This window comes from Neobacillus drentensis NBRC 102427, assembly GCF_001591445.1.
GTDB lineage: Bacteria > Bacillota > Bacilli > Bacillales > Cytobacillaceae > Neobacillus > Neobacillus drentensis.
In genome coordinates, this window is the sequence record NZ_BCUX01000027.1 from 20,084 (window position 1) to 35,395 (window position 15,312).

Genomic DNA, 15,312 nt, shown 5'->3' on the forward strand with positions numbered 1-15,312 from the left:
CCCTGTTAAAATTTCAACCAGCCTCGAAGCCTGGAGGCCTCTGCCAGCTTTTGAATTCCTTCAATATAAGCAGCAACTTTCATATTAACTCCATATCTTTTGGAGGTATGATAAACCTTTAAAAAGCTGGCTGTCATTTTTTCCTTGAGCCGCTCATCGACGATTTCCTCGGTCCAGTAATAGCCTTGATTGTTCTGACACCATTCAAAATAGGAGACAATAACTCCGCCAGAATTGGCAAGAATATCAGGGACAACAAGTATTTCTCGCTCATCAAGTATATTTAATGCTTCTTTTGTGGTAGGACCATTGGCTGCTTCAATGATAATATTGCAATTTAGCTTGCTCGCATTATATTTATTGATGACCCCTGAGATAGCTGCCGGAATGAGGACATCACATTCTTTTTCTAATAAATCCTGATTTGAAATTGAACTATTAAAGCGATTAGAAATAATGCCAAATGAATCTCTATTTTCTAATAGATAAGGAATATCTAAACCATTTTCATCATATAAACCGCCGAGCATATCTCCGATTCCAATTACTTTTGCGCCAAGCTCATCTAAATACCGGGCAAGGTAACTGCCGACATTTCCAAACCCCTGAATGATGACCCGGGTATCTTTTAAGTGCATTTTCCTTAATTCACAAACCATTTGCAGCGTATATAATACACCTTTTGATGTCGCTGTTTCCCTGCCCTTCGATCCCCCCAATGCAATTGGCTTTCCGGTGATAAAACTAGGAGAATCAAATTCACGGATATGATCATATTCATCGAGCATCCACGCCATAATTTGCGAGTTCGTATACATATCAGGTGCAGGAATATCCTTTGTTGGACCGACTAGCTGACTTACTGCTCTTACATATCCACGGCTCAACTTTTCCAACTCATCTAAGCTCATTTGACGAGGATCGCAAATGATCCCGCCTTTTGCACCTCCATAAGGAAGGTCGGTAATACCGCATTTTAAGCTCATCCATCCCGCTAATGCCTTTACCTCATCTGCAGTTACGTCCGGATGAAACCGGATTCCCCCTTTCGTCGGTCCTGAGGCATCATTATGTTGAGCCCGGTATCCCTGGAATATTTCTGTTTGTCCATTGTCCATTCGAACAGGGATACTTACTTCTAAAAATCTCATCGGCTTCTTTAGAAATTCGAATACTTGAGTCGGATAGTTCAGGATGTTCACTGCTTCCTTTAGTGTTTCTTGGAACTCAATAAGTGAATTGTCCTGTTCTCTTTCTTTTGTATTCTTCATATCTAGAGATTCAACTGCCATTCTAACACCTCATTTTTTATTGTTACCTAAGGATAAAGCAAGTTTCGTGCCAACTAATACATAGCGGTTTTTATACGGTAATCTGATAAATAGAGCCCATAACTATGAAAATTTGATTGAATTATTCATTTCTGCATACCTTTAAATACCGTATTTAAAACGTAAAAAAGCCAGGCCTGATGCCTGGCTTTTTAAGAAAATTTTTTTGCTAAAAGGAAGAAGTCTTTTCCGCGTCATCGATATTTAAATCCGCAATTTTGATTTTAAAGAATCTAGTTTGGAAAAGCATATAAATGATACCAATGACAATCCAAACAATTCCGCCCATGAGGGCATCAAATTGTAGGTTAGCCCACAAAATTCCCGTTAAACCCGCCCCAAGGATTGGCATGACTAGATAGGAGAAAATATCTTTAGCTGTTTTATATCTCTTTTGGCGGAAGACGAAATGGGCGATGACGGATAAGTTAACAAATGTAAAAGCAATTAACGCACCAAAGTTAATAAAGGAAGAAATCAACTCAAGACTCGGGGCAATCGCAAGCAATGAAACAACTCCAACCAAAACGACATTAAAAACTGGTGTCCTATATTTTGGATGGACATACCCGAAGGTCTTTCTAGGCAATACCCCATTTCGTCCCATAACGTACAAAAGCCTGGATACACTTGCATGGGATGCAAGTCCAGAAGCTACTGTTGCAGCAAAAGCACCTGATAGGAAAATGAGTTTAAAGATGGTCCCACCTACAAACAAACCAATTTCCGGTAGTGTATCATCCGTTATCTTAAAGTTCGATACATCCGGAAACAATGCTTGGGCGAAGTAACTACAAACGAAAAAGATCGCTCCTCCGATAAAGACTGTCAGCATAATCGCTCTCGGCATCGTTTTTTGGTCAATCGCTTCTTCTGCATACATGGTTACTGCATCAAATCCGATAAAGGAAAAACAAACCACTGTTGCCCCTGTCAAAATGGCCCCAAGGTGGATATCTGAATGAAAAAGCGGTGTTGCAGTAAAAATTGTTCCCTGTCCCATTCCCTTGGAAAGCTGGACCAAAGCAAGGACAATAAATGCGACAATTAACACCACCTCAAAAATAACAAGCAGTGAATTTAAACTGGATGTCTTCCCCATACTCCAAGCATTAATCGCAGTGACAATTGCTACATAAACGACAACCCAAATCCATGCCGGAACACTTGGAAATACTGATACCATATAAATTCGAATAATCAACGCATTTACCATTGGAAGCAATATATAATCAAGCAACGCTGCCCATCCGACTATGAAGCCAAGATGAGGGTTCATGGTTTCTCGGGTATACGTATAGGCCGAACCGGCACTCGGAAATACCCGGACCATTTTCCCGTAACTTATCGCTGTAAATACCATAACAACCAATGCTGCTAGATAGGCAAGTGGGACCACACCATTTGTTTCCTCAGAGACAATCCCAAAGGTATCAAATACAATGGTTGGTGTCATATAGCCTAATCCAAGCATTACGATCGCCCATAGTCCAAGTGAGCGTTTAAGAGTAGTATTCTCCAATCTAACCATCTCTCCTTTTAAATCCAAAAGTTTATAATCAAGTGGTTGTAAGCCCTTACAATTTGTTTTAAGCGTTGATGGTGTTATAAATTTTTATAAAATAAATTAATGTACGCAGGAAAGATCCTCCTTTCATTTTACTAGAAATATCTAACTATTTAAAATTATTGCAATTTTCATGCCAACTAAGATTTATCTAATCAGTTTGTTTGCCTAAACTTCTTTAAGCTAATTTGCAACTATTTTCATTCTTTTTCCAATGCAATTTTGCATAACCTACGCTAATATGCATAACAAAAAAGCAGTGAATCCATATTAGGAATTCACTGCTTCTTTGTTTATTTTATTGAGTTCAAGTAATACTATAATGGTCTTAGATATTTATCTCGCGAAACGGTGGTTACCGATGGTTACCGTTACTGGACGTGAGTAGATCCACTTACTTACTGCTGTTTTTGGATTATAGAAAAATACCGATCCATTCCCCTGGCCTCTAAAGGCAAGTGCTTCATTCACGGCCTTTTTTGAAGCTGCATCTGCTGCTCGGTTAATGGTACCATTTTTAACAGGCGTGAACGCATAATAGCCACTAGACTTTTCATAAATAACACCCTTAACGGTATTTGGAAAATCAGGACTAGAAACACGGTTAAGAATAACGGTAGCTACCGCTACTTTTCCAGCATACGGCTCTCCTACTGCCTCAGCTCGAACTAGACGGGCCATCAAATCTTTTTCTGCTGCAGTAATCGAAGAATTCGGGATTACTATATTTGTTCCCGCATAAAGAAGACTGCTAGATTTATTGTTTGCTTTTAATAGACTATTAACCGTTACACCATATTTACTTGCAATTTTCCAATAAGTATCACCAGATTGAACCTTATGTGTGGTCGTTGCTGCTTCAGTTGTACCATTTAACGTAAATGCTGACAAAGATAAAATTAGGCCGGTCGCAATCATTAGTTTTTTTAATTTATTCATTTTATGCCCTCCAATATATGACTTGCTTCTCTACTACTAAGGCTAACAGTTGTAACATTCGAATTCATTAACCAAAAAGTGGTAACATACGAACTGCTCAGTTAGCGCCCAGCATGAAGGCTTTCCACTATCAATTGGAACAAATACCCAATATTTATTTACTTCCTAAAAATAACTCAAATGGGTAGTTTAGGAGCGATTATTACATTCTGTTTCAGGAATGTAACACTCAATAAGGCAATATTGACCGTGGGTAACACAAAAACTTCACCAAATTGACAACAAATCCCTATAATTTGCACAGGATTTCCCGTCAAACTTTGGTAATAATAAAGAGAGGATAAAAAGGAGGTATTTTAAATGGAAAATCAGTTAGTCAGCATACTTAACAAACAAATTGCAAATTGGTCTGTTTTGTATACAAAGTTACATAACTATCATTGGTATGTAAAAGGTGGACAATTTTTCACCCTGCATGTCAAATTTGAGGAATTTTACAATGAGGCGGGCCTGCACGTCGACGAATTAGCAGAACGCTTGCTGGCAATTGGCGGAAAACCGGCTGCTACGATGAAAGAGTACTTAGAAATTTCATCGATTAAGGAAGCAACAGGAAATGAAACCGCTGATGAAATGGTTGAATCCGTCATCAAAGACTTCTCGATTATCATTGGCGAACTTAAAGAAGGCATGAGCTTTGCAGGTGAGAAGAATGATGAAACAACAGGTGACATGCTGCTTGCAATCCATTCTGGTCTTGAAAAGCATGTATGGATGCTAACTGCTTTCTTAGGCAGATCTATTTAACTTTTACTTAAACAGTCCAACCAATTTGTTGGACTGTTTTGTTATTTATAATAATTATTAAAAAGGATTGACTTTTATTTAGGAAATCTACTATTATTAAATTAAAGAAACTTACAAATTGGAGGTTTGCTAAATTGCCAACACCTGAAATTATCGTTTATAGCAGCACAGGCTGCCCTTACTGTGAAAAAGTTAAAACGTTCCTAAAAGATCACGGCTTTTCATATGAAGAGCGAAATGCTTCCATACATAAGGAATATTTTGATCAATTAAAGGAACGGAAAATTTATGGAACGCCCGCAACACTCATTGATGGTAAACTTGTTCTCGGCTTTCAGGAGAAAAAATTTAACAAGTTGCTTGGCATTTCGGAAGACCAAGCACCCGTGGTGAGCAATTCACAACCAGAAACAAGCGAAGCAAATGCAGATTCTATTTTTCAATCGGTTCATGATAAAGTTCTTGAGGAAGTCTATGATTTTGTCACCATCGGCGGCGGCCCCGCAGGTGCATCTGCAGCGGTTTATGCTGCACGCGGGAAATTAAAAACGCTTGTCATCGATAAAGCCCCCAAAGCTGGGACGCTTGCAATTACTCATAAGATTGCGAACTACCCAGGTGTGCGCGAAGAAGTAACCGGGCTCGAACTGTTAACAAGAATGCAAGCACAGGCAAAGGATTTCGGTGCAGACTTCGTTCGTTCAACTGTATTGTCGGTTGATTTCTCTGGTGATATCAAAAAAATTGAATTAGCTGAAGGAACAGTCCAAGCTAAAAGTGTCTTCATTGGTGTTGGTGCAAAAGCCCCTTCTGGCAAAATTAAAGGGGAAGAAGAATTTACCGGGCGTGGTGTAAGCTATTGTTCAACCTGTGATGCTGCCTTCTATCAGGACCGAGTTGTCGTTGTAGTTGGTGATAATGATGAAGCAATCCACGAGGCTGAAACATTGGCCAAGTATTGTAAAACAGTGAAATTGTTAATTCCGACTGAATTAAAGGGTGACGTGGATCTTTCTCATTTAGAAAATAACCCAAAAGTAAAGATCTATAAACGTCACCGTGTCAGAGAAATTACTGGGACGGATAGTGTTGAGAAAATTGTTGTTCTTACTGATAAAAAAGAAGAACAAGTATGGGATGTCGATGGAGTTTTCTTATATCTTGGCGGAATGATGCCGGGAACAGACTTCTTAAATGGGGCAGTTATGCGCGATGATGAAGGCTATGTCATGGTAGATGAGTACCTCCGTACAAATGTTGACGGGGTGTTTGCAGGCGGTGACGCAAGAAGAACACCGATTAAACAGGCGGTTATTTCTGCCGCTGACGGAGCGATTGCAGCATTAAGTGCCGAGCAGCATGTCAATAAACGAACTAAATTAAGACCACAATACTCATAAAAAAAGACGGCAGCCGCCGTCTTTTTTCTATGAGTTTTTAAACGAGAATCGTTTCTTTAACCACACCATTAATAACATAAGAAGGTGCTTCACCGTTTAGTACTTTCACGATGTTTTCTGACGCCATTTCCGCCATCGCATCTCGTGCCTCAAAGGTTGCATTCCCGATATGTGGAGTTAGGACAACGTTTTTCAAGCCTTTCAAGCCCTCCCCAATTTCAGGTTCGAATTCAAATACGTCAATGCCCGCTCCTTCAATTTGTTTTTCTTCTAACGCCTTGATAAGTGCTGCTTCATCAACAATTGGACCACGAGCACAATTTATCAAATATGCTGTTGATTTCATCATTTCAAATTGACTTGTGCTGAACATGTGTTTCATAGTCGGATTATAGGAACAATTAATGGTAATGAAATCAGATTCAGCCACTAATTCATCAAATGATACATAAGTCGCATTTAGGGCATTTTCAACTTCAGGGCTTTTTCGATTCGGACTCGTATATAGAACCTTCATATCAAAAGCTGCTGCTCTTTTCGCAACCGCTTGGCCAATTTGACCAAATCCGACAATACCAATTGTTTTTCCAGATACTTCACGACCGCGGAAATAGAGTGGAGCCCACCCGTTGAAGCCAACCGTACGGCATACTTCATCTCCTTCTACGACTCTTCTAGCTGCTGCTAGTAAAAGTGAAAGCGTGAGGTCAGCCGTTGCAGCTGTCGAAGCGATCGGTGTATTGGTAGTTGGAATTCCTTTTGCTGCCGCATAATCAAAATCGATATTATTAAACCCCGCTCCATAGTTCGCAATAATTTTTAATTGGGGAGCTTGGTCAATTACTTCCTTCGTTACAGGGGTAGATAATAAACTTAGCAGGGCGTCCTTGTCTTTGATACGCTCTTTTAATTCTGCTTCAGTAATCAATTTCTCGCCTGCAAATACCTCAACCACGTGATCCTTTGATAACAATTCTAATCCCTTTTGGGGAATCTCACCTGCTACTAAAATTTTTGCCATTACATAACACCTCTTCAGAAATATATGATGGTCTTTCCCATGAATGCAAATATCTGTATTTAATTATACTATATTAATATAAAGAAACTATTAATTTTATTAAAAGTAGCCGTAAAAAAAATAGCTGGCACTAAGTTGCATGATGCCTCTAAGTGCAAGCTGCTTATCGTACACAAATCCACTATTCGTTCGACCTTCTAAAATTCGGGTGTGGCCTTCTTCTCCTTTTTCCTTCTGAGCCCCTCCCTGCCTGCGCAAGCGTAATCAACCCTCCGCCGCACATCATAAGGATCCCGGCTAATTGATGGGCTGTGAGGATTTGGCTGCCAGCAATCAATAATCCTGTTCCAAATATCGCCATGACAATTTTCCTGGTTTGGTATGCCTGCTGCCCGATAACCTTTTTTTCAAAAGACTTAGAAGGTTGAATTCTAATTTCCCCTGATTCTAGCTGATCTATCAAATTAAATACCTTTCGTGATGTGGGGATTACTTTTAAAAAGGTATTTTTAACTTGGTCCAGCACCGTCTCTTTCGCGGGGGTAAAGGCTTCACTGCTCATGATATCTTCCACATAGGGTTTTGTATTCTTAATGAGATCAAAGTCCTTATCTAACCCATTGCAAATGCTAAAAACAGTCATAATGGCTTTTCCTAAAAAAGTAGTTCGAGATGGGATTTGAAAAGGCTGCTCATATAAAAACTCACGCAATTCTTCCAGAGATCCTTCGTTGTTAATCATGTCAACCTTGAAACCATCATCTGAAAAACCAGTAAGAATGACTTTTACATTCTTTGTTAACGCAGACTTATCCGCCTTTTTTCTTAAGAAGCCTAGATCATGAAAGGCTTCAACAATTCCACTGGCATCCTTAAGATAAATTGACATGGCAAGCTTCACCATATTTTCCTTCATATCATTTGAAATATGGCCAACCATCCCAAAATCAATATAGCATAGGGTCCCATCTTTTTTTACTAATAGATTGCCTGGGTGTGGATCGGCGTGAAAGAACCCATCCTCCATCAATTGCTTCAAATATGACAAATAAAGGATCGATGCTAGATTTTTCTTATTAATAGAGGCACCCTCTAGTTTATCAATCTCATTGATTTTTACACCTTCAATAAACTCCATAACGAGCACTTTACTTGTCGTTAGATCCCAATAAACCTTTGGAGTCGTAACTCCTGGAAAGTCATGGAAGGAAACTTGAAAAACTTCAATATTTTTTGCTTCCTTAATGTAGTCTAGTTCATCGGTGATCACTTCTTCAAACTCTTGATAAACGTCCTTTAAATCGACGAACTTGCCAACTTTTGTAAACCTTCTTGCAAAGGCAATCAGTATTTTCAAAGTCGCTAAATCGAGCGTAACTGTTGCTTCAATGCCAGGGCGCATCACTTTAACCGCGACATGCTCGCCCGTTATCAAAACCGCTTTATGCACCTGCCCTAATGAGGCCGCCGCAACAGGTGCTTGGGTAAAGGAATCAAACAGCTTGGAAACCTCACCAGACATCTCTTCTTCGATTCTTTTAATAGCAATCTCTGAATCTACCGGTGCTACCGAATCCTGCAGTTCTGATAAAATATCGGTATATTCCCTTGGTAAAATATCTACACGCGAGCTGACAAATTGACCTAGTTTGATAATGAGGCCGCCCATTTCGACAGCTATCCTAGCAAACTTTTTTGCTTGAGATGTATAAAGGGCCTTATATTTTTGAGTTACCTTATCTTTTTGTGAAAATCTCTTTGTTTTTCCTAACCACCAAAACTGTATAAAAAAGCCGATAAACATAAAAAACGTTTGTCGAAACCTCTTGTTGAATAGTAAGCGTAACATCTCACGCATACTTGTCCTCCCCTTTCATTCACAACTTCCACGGGACAAGCCTGCGTGGTTTTCTTCCAAACTTACAACTTATTCCTTTTCTCCATCGTCCTCGATATCTGTTTCTGTTTTTTCAAATATTTCTTTGGCAATTTTCTCGAACCTTTTCGACTTGTTAAAAAAGAAATTAGCAAACTTGTTCATAATCTCTGATTTCACTAAAATCACTGTTCCCTTTCTTGCATCACCAAAAACAACAAATTTCTCTCCAGACTTAATTCCTAATTCCTCTCGTGCTTCCGCCGGGATTACCACTTGGCCTCTTTCCCCCATACTGGTAGTTCCAAAAATTTTCCCATGATTCATCATCATCACTCACCTCTCCTCTGTAGGATAAATCATACTATTCGTACCAACAATGCACTTCACGGATTATACATATGTCGATATTATGACCGTTACAGGTACTTATCTGATTCCTTTTTTTTTCATAGTCAACGTTTGTCCATTTCAATTGTAAGCCTTCCTGCATAAATTGTTATTAGTTTATAGGTGGAGGAGGTGATAGTTGAATGTCTGAGCATGGTCATAATAACAACAACTTTGCGTTAATCGTTGTGTTGTTCATTCTATTAATCATTGTTGGTACATCCTTTATGTTCTAATTGACTAGTAAAGTTTGAGGCTCTCAACAGGAAAGAGCGGGAAACCATTGGTTTCACCGCTCTTTTCTGTGGAATCTATCTACTTTTTGCTACGTGCTACAATAATTAAGCTGATAGTAATGATCGTAAAAGCAATCAATGCTAATAACGGAATCGTAATAAAACCAAGCCAATTAATATAATCCTTTGAGCAGGGCACTCCCGTTGTGCACATTTCAAACTGTTGTAAGTAAGGAATTTTTTGTAATAATGTATGATAACCCGCAATAATTAAACCAATGATTGACAGCGGCAGAGCATAGTTAGCTATGCCTTTATCATTCCGGTAGACGGCAACCCCCAATATGATAGCCAGCGGGTACATGAATATCCTTTGGTACCAGCAAAGTGTACAAGGAATGAAATGCATAACCTCACTAAAATACAAGCTGCCAAGTGTGGCAATGATGGCAGTTATCCAGGAGAGAAGCAAGGGTTTATTCATACTATTCACCTTTTGAGGCTTTCTCTACCATGTCTTTTAAATCATCAATAGTTTGTCCCTCGAACTTTTTCCCATTAACGTAAATGGTTGGGGTTCCTGTTACACCTAATGTTGCAGCGTAATCCATATCTTTTTGCCAAGCATTATCGGACTTCTTAGATTGGAAATTTTTAACCACCTTGTCAACATCGCTAGCACTAGCCACCTCTTTTAAGGTATCAGTCAAAAAGGCTTCGGTAAAAACATCCATTTTCTCATATTTTGTATCTTCGGGCTGCTTTTTGTAAAGGAGATCATGGAATTTCCAAAACGTATCGTTTCCAAGCTCTTGAAATACAGATTCAGCAAATTTAGCTGATCGAGTCGAATCTACATTGATAAACGAATCATTCATAAAATAAAATTTAGCTTTGCCAGTATCAACTAGTTCCTGTTGGATAATCGGGACGACATCCTTGGTAAAGTTTTTACAATTCGGGCATTTATAATCGCCAAATTCAATAATCGAAACTGGGGCTGATTCCTTACCTAAATATGGCTGATTGCTATAATCGATTTTTGTGGTTGTAGTTTTTTCCTGTTGTTTTGAATGGTTACCCAAGAAAATAAAAGCTAAAATAAAAACCGCAACCAAGCCAATCATCCAAAAAATAAAGGCAGATGATGATTTTGCTTCTTTTTTCTTATTTTTATTATTTTTTGCCATAGTAGTCTCCTTTTTATTTATGGGCTTTTTCGACCAAGATAGTTTAAATATCACTTATCCGAAAGAATAATGCAAATAAAAGGTTCTACTCTAGCTTTTAAGAATATCCTCAATCCTAGCAAGTTCTTCTTCACAGAAATCAAGATTATTAAGAACAGCAACATTTTCCTCAATTTGACTCACTCTGCTCGCACCAATCAGGACAGAGGTAACCTTTCCTCCGCGTAAAACCCAAGCAAGGGCCATTTGTGAAAGACTTTGACCGCGCTCAAGCGCGATGTCATTTAACTTATGGACACGTTCAACCACATCAGCGGTTACATGATCTACACTTAAGAAACCGTTCGGACTTGCTGCACGTGAATCAGCTGGAATTCCTGTCAGGTATTTATTTGTTAATAAGCCTTGTGCTAACGGACTGAAGGCAATTGAACCCACACCATTCTCCTGAAGCACATCCTGCAAGCCACCCTCAATCCAGCGGTTAAACATGGAATACTTTGGTTGATGAATTAATAACGGAGTGCCCAATTGATTTAAGATTTTAATCGCTTCAGCTGTTTGTTCCGCACTATAATTGGAAATCCCTACATATAAAGCTTTTCCTTGACGAACGATGGAATCTAATGCTCCCATGGTTTCTTCTATTGGTGTATTAGGATCTGGACGGTGCGAGTAGAAAATATCGACATAATCAAGTCCCATCCGTTTTAGACTCTGATCCAGACTAGCTACCAAATATTTTTTTGACCCCCAATCCCCGTAGGGTCCTGGCCACATCGTGTAGCCTGCTTTTGAAGAAATAATCATTTCATCACGATAGGGAGCAAAGTCAGTTTTTAAAATTTTGCCAAGCATTTCTTCTGCTGAACCTGGCGGAGGGCCATAATTATTAGCCAAATCAAAATGAGTAATCCCTAAATCAAACGCCCTTCTAAGCATAGCCCGTCCATTTTCATAGGTATCGACACCGCCAAAGTTGTGCCAAAGTCCTAATGAAACGGCGGGAAGCTTTAGTCCTGAACGGCCGCTGCGATTATATCTCATTGCTTCATAACGATTTCCTGAAGCTTGGTAGACCATATTTGTTTCCTCTTTTCTATATGTATTGTTAAACTATTTATAGTTTAACTTAATAATATCAGAACAGAAGGTAAACATTGCATGGTTTGAGTTATGATTCGATATTTTGATAAAATAATCAGACTAAACTTTTTGAGGAGAGAAAAAATGACAACCAACAAAGAATATATCGGTTATATTGGAACCTACACCAAAGGGGACAGCAAAGGTATCTATTCCTTCACGTTAGATACGAATAAGGCTAGAATAGCAGATATTAAAGTAGCTGCCCAGTTAGAGAATCCTACATACTTAACAATTAGTAAGGACAATCGCTACTTATACTCGGTTGCAAAAAAAGGGGAAGAAGGTGGGGTCGTCGCTTTTTCGATCGAGGGGGATGGCTCACTTACCGAGATCAATAGTCAAATGCTTTCTGGCTCATCACCTTGCCATGTGAGTGTAGACAGCAAAAATTGCTATGCATTCAGCGCAAATTACCATAAGGGGTCCGTCGAATCGTATGTCATTAGCGAGGAGGACGGCTCTATTCAACCTCCAGCCTCTATCATTAAACATGAAGGTTCAGGTCCAGATCCACGACAGGAGAAGCCTCATACCCATTATGCAGGCGTCACCCCTGATGAGAATTATCTGGCCGTAGTTGAATTAGGTATCGATGCACTGATTACTTATGCAATTAATGATGACGGCACACTTTCTAAAGAGAAGCTGCTGCCTTTAAAGGCTGGGAGCGGACCAAGACATTTGGTTTTTCATCCGAATGGCAAATTTGCTTATATTATGACTGAATTTAGTTCTGAAGTCATTGGGTTAACCTATCATAAGGAAGATGGCCATTTTACCGAAAAACAGTATATTTCCACACTTCCAGCCGATTTTCCAGAAAATAATCAAGGCAGTGCGATTCATATTTCATCTGATGGGCGCTTTGTGTACGCGGGGAATCGCGGTCATAACAGTATTGCTGTTTTCCGTGTCGACCAAGAAACAGGTGAGCTTAGCTTGGTTGAACGTACTTCTACTGAAGGAGATTGGCCGAGAGATTTTATGTTTGACCCCACGGAGAAATTTATTGTGGCCTCCAATCAAGAGTCCAGTAATCTTGTACTGTATTCACGGGATGAGGAATCGGGGAGATTAACCCTTATTCAGTCGGATATCATTGTGCCATACCCTGTTTGTGTTAAATTCTTACATGTGTAATAGTGAAGACAGGATAAGTGACGAACTTATCCTGTTTTTTTTAATAAAACAAAGGTAAAAAATTAATAATCGGGCCAATACTAAGTGGGAAGCTTTATATGTAAAGGATGTGTCTTCGTTGGATTTCTTCCATAGCCAAGAAACCCTTAGTTCAATTGAATGGGTATTAAGAACGGTTATCGGGTTTTTCTTTTTGCTGATTGTTGCAAAAGTCATGGGTCGGCGCGCCATTTCCCAATTACGTTTACTTGATTTTATTATGGCATTAGTTGTTGGAAATATCATCGCCCATCCATTGTCAGATGAAAGCCTTGGGATGAAGGGTTCGATGATTTCTACCGTTGTTTTGGTGGTTTTGTATACCGGAGGTTTATTAATCAGCTTAAAATCGAGTCGGGTTGAAAAGTTCCTAGATCCAGCTCCATTTCCACTTATAAAAGAGGGCGAAATCAATTATAAAGGCTTAAAGAAAGCTAGAATTTCTATTGATTATTTACTAGCGGAGTTAAGAAAAGAAAAAGTAGAGGATATAAAGAAAGTAGCTCTAGCATTATGGGAATCTGATGGGAAAATCTCGTTTTTTTTGGATCCAAAATATGAAGCACTGACACCTGCAAGTTATCAAAAGAAAATTGAGCCCTTTGACCTTCCGCAGACAATAATTAAAGAAGGGAGTATAGATTTAAAGGAATTAAAACGAAGCGCCCTCGGAGAAGAGTGGCTAATAAATACGCTAAGAAGCCAACACCACACCGAGGTGGGAAATGTTTTACTGGCAACAATTGATAGAAGTAACAAATTAAATGTTTTTTTGTATAAATAATAGATGCTTACAATATAAGCCACTTCATAGAACTGGTGGCTTTTTATTGGGCAAATATACTTTTCGTTAGTACCAATGAAAGCACTTTTAAGAAATTTCTTTTATATAGAATTTTTGTCATGGATAGACTCGACCTTCCTATATTTTTTCAAATTAGACTTATTTCGATAAGCAGGGAAGAATTTTTTATTTGCTTCTTCACCATAATAATTCTCCCACTTCTTTGCCAAGCGTTAGTATACTAGAGGATTGTGAACTTTCTTCCCAATATAAAATGGGAGACGTCCATTTGGATTGAAGCGATACTTAAAATGATATAATGAGTCCTCCCCAATATGCCCTCCACCCAAATGGAATTTTTCTAGTATTGGAACGTACACCAAGGGGGACAGCAAAGGAATCTATTCCTTTACACTTGATACCAACGAAGGAAGAATAGTTGATATTAATGAGGCAGGCACAGTTAGAAAATCCTACATACTTAACAATTAGTAAGGACAATCGCTACTTATACTCGGTTGCAAAAAAAGGGGTAGAAGGTGGAGTCGTCGCTTTTTCAATCGAGGGGGATGGCTCATTTACATAGATCAATAGTCAAATGCTTTCTGGATCATCACCTTGCCATGTGAGTAGACAGCAAAAATCGCTATGCATTCAGCGCAAATTACCATGCGGGATCCGTCGAATCGTATGTCATTAGCGAGGAGGATGGCCCTATTCAACCTCCAGCCTCTATCATTAAACATGAAGGTTCAGGTCCAGATCCAAGACAGGAGAAGCCTCATACCCATTATGCAGGCGTCACCCCTGATGAGAATTATCTGGCCGTATTTGAATTGGGTATTGATGCACTAATTACCTATGCTGTAAATAGTGACGGAACTCTTTCAAAAGCGAATCTTCTTCCTTTAAAAGCTGGGAGCGGACCTAGGCACATGGTTTTCCATCCTAATGGCAAATATGCATATGTCATGACTGAATTTAGTTCTGAGGTCATTGTGTTAACCTATTATAAGGAAGATGGACATTTTACAGAAAAACAATATATATCCACACTTCCCGCTGATTTTTCGGAAAATAATCAAGGCAGTGCGATTCATATTTCTTCAGATGGACGTTTTGTTTATGCGGGTAATCGAGGACACAACAGCATTGCTGTTTTTAGTGTTGATGTAGAAACTGGAGAGCTTAGCTTTGTTGAGCACACATCTACTGAAGGAGATTGGCCAAGGGATTTTATGTTTGACCCAACGGAAAAATTTATTGTGGCATCGAACCAAGAGTCCAGCAATCTTGTCTTGTTTTCGAGGAATAAAGACGCAGGAAAACTCACCTTAATTCAAGCTGATATTGATGTTCCACATCCCGTTTGCATCAAATTTTTACATGTGTAATATCAAGACAGGATAAGTGATGTGCTTATCCTGTTTTTGTTTTTTTATA

General features: G+C 39.1%; 14 protein-coding genes and 1 pseudogene. 6 read left to right on the top strand and 9 right to left on the bottom strand.

Annotation, left to right across the window (positions count from 1 at the left end; genetic code table 11):
* Positions 1 to 5 precede the first annotated feature (5 nt).
* From BDR01S_RS14645 to BDR01S_RS14655, 3 genes are all read right to left on the bottom strand, one after another.
* Positions 6 to 1,292: a Glu/Leu/Phe/Val family dehydrogenase gene (locus BDR01S_RS14645; protein WP_066258378.1), complete on the bottom strand. Its 1,287-nt coding sequence runs from the start codon at positions 1,290 to 1,292 to the stop codon at positions 6 to 8.
* A gap of 208 nt (positions 1,293 to 1,500) precedes the next feature.
* The gene (locus BDR01S_RS14650) at positions 1,501 to 2,853 is read right to left on the bottom strand and encodes an APC family permease (RefSeq protein ID WP_066258381.1); all 1,353 of its coding nucleotides are present in this window, start codon (positions 2,851 to 2,853) and stop codon (positions 1,501 to 1,503) included.
* A 381-nt stretch (positions 2,854 to 3,234) separates the two neighbouring features.
* Positions 3,235 to 3,837 carry a cell wall hydrolase gene (locus BDR01S_RS14655; protein WP_066258383.1) on the bottom strand — a complete coding sequence of 201 codons (603 nt, stop codon included), beginning with the start codon at positions 3,835 to 3,837 and terminating at the stop codon, positions 3,235 to 3,237.
* A 360-nt stretch (positions 3,838 to 4,197) separates the two neighbouring features.
* Between BDR01S_RS14655 and BDR01S_RS14660 the strand changes: the two genes are divergently transcribed.
* Positions 4,198 to 4,644, top strand: coding sequence for a Dps family protein (locus BDR01S_RS14660; RefSeq protein ID WP_066258385.1), 447 nt, complete (start codon positions 4,198 to 4,200; stop codon positions 4,642 to 4,644).
* 134 nt (positions 4,645 to 4,778) lie between these two features.
* Positions 4,779 to 6,044 carry an FAD-dependent oxidoreductase gene (locus BDR01S_RS14665; protein ID WP_082797434.1) on the top strand — a complete coding sequence of 422 codons (1,266 nt, stop codon included), beginning with the start codon at positions 4,779 to 4,781 and terminating at the stop codon, positions 6,042 to 6,044.
* Between the two features lie 37 nt (positions 6,045 to 6,081).
* Here the strand turns inward: BDR01S_RS14665 and BDR01S_RS14670 are convergent, their stop codons facing one another.
* From BDR01S_RS14670 to BDR01S_RS14680, 3 genes are all read right to left on the bottom strand, one after another.
* Entirely contained in the window at positions 6,082 to 7,065 is a 984-nt protein-coding gene (locus BDR01S_RS14670) for a 2-hydroxyacid dehydrogenase family protein (protein ID WP_066258387.1), read from the bottom strand.
* 181 nt (positions 7,066 to 7,246) lie between these two features.
* Positions 7,247 to 8,923, bottom strand: a complete 1,677-nt coding sequence (locus BDR01S_RS14675; protein WP_066258389.1) for an ABC1 kinase family protein — start codon at positions 8,921 to 8,923, stop codon at positions 7,247 to 7,249.
* 69 nt (positions 8,924 to 8,992) lie between these two features.
* On the bottom strand, positions 8,993 to 9,274 hold the full coding sequence (locus BDR01S_RS14680; RefSeq protein ID WP_207629923.1) for an AbrB/MazE/SpoVT family DNA-binding domain-containing protein: 282 nt from the start codon (positions 9,272 to 9,274) through the stop codon (positions 8,993 to 8,995).
* A gap of 200 nt (positions 9,275 to 9,474) precedes the next feature.
* Between BDR01S_RS14680 and BDR01S_RS24925 the strand changes: the two genes are divergently transcribed.
* The gene (locus BDR01S_RS24925; RefSeq protein WP_082797435.1) at positions 9,475 to 9,567 is read left to right on the top strand and encodes a YjcZ family sporulation protein; all 93 of its coding nucleotides are present in this window, start codon (positions 9,475 to 9,477) and stop codon (positions 9,565 to 9,567) included.
* Between the two features lie 79 nt (positions 9,568 to 9,646).
* Here the strand turns inward: BDR01S_RS24925 and BDR01S_RS14685 are convergent, their stop codons facing one another.
* The 3 genes from BDR01S_RS14685 to mgrA form a co-directional block, all read right to left on the bottom strand.
* On the bottom strand, positions 9,647 to 10,051 hold the full coding sequence (locus BDR01S_RS14685; RefSeq protein WP_066258390.1) for a disulfide oxidoreductase: 405 nt from the start codon (positions 10,049 to 10,051) through the stop codon (positions 9,647 to 9,649).
* Position 10,052: 1 nt separating this feature from the next.
* Complete coding sequence (locus BDR01S_RS14690) at positions 10,053 to 10,757, bottom strand: DsbA family protein (protein WP_066258392.1); 705 nt, start codon at positions 10,755 to 10,757, stop codon at positions 10,053 to 10,055.
* Positions 10,758 to 10,847: 90 nt separating this feature from the next.
* Positions 10,848 to 11,840 (bottom strand): L-glyceraldehyde 3-phosphate reductase, encoded by a 993-nt coding sequence (gene mgrA, locus BDR01S_RS14695; protein ID WP_066258394.1) that lies wholly within the window; start codon positions 11,838 to 11,840, stop codon positions 10,848 to 10,850.
* Between the two features lie 147 nt (positions 11,841 to 11,987).
* Here mgrA and BDR01S_RS14700 point away from each other — a divergent pair, with 147 nt between their 5' ends.
* From BDR01S_RS14700 to BDR01S_RS14710, 3 genes and pseudogenes are all read left to right on the top strand, one after another.
* On the top strand, positions 11,988 to 13,046 hold the full coding sequence (locus BDR01S_RS14700; RefSeq protein ID WP_066258396.1) for a lactonase family protein: 1,059 nt from the start codon (positions 11,988 to 11,990) through the stop codon (positions 13,044 to 13,046).
* A gap of 118 nt (positions 13,047 to 13,164) precedes the next feature.
* Positions 13,165 to 13,869, top strand: coding sequence for a DUF421 domain-containing protein (locus BDR01S_RS14705; RefSeq protein ID WP_066258397.1), 705 nt, complete (start codon positions 13,165 to 13,167; stop codon positions 13,867 to 13,869).
* A gap of 333 nt (positions 13,870 to 14,202) precedes the next feature.
* Positions 14,203 to 15,263 (top strand): annotated as a pseudogene (locus tag BDR01S_RS14710) (lactonase family protein).
* Positions 15,264 to 15,312: the final 49 nt, after the last annotated feature.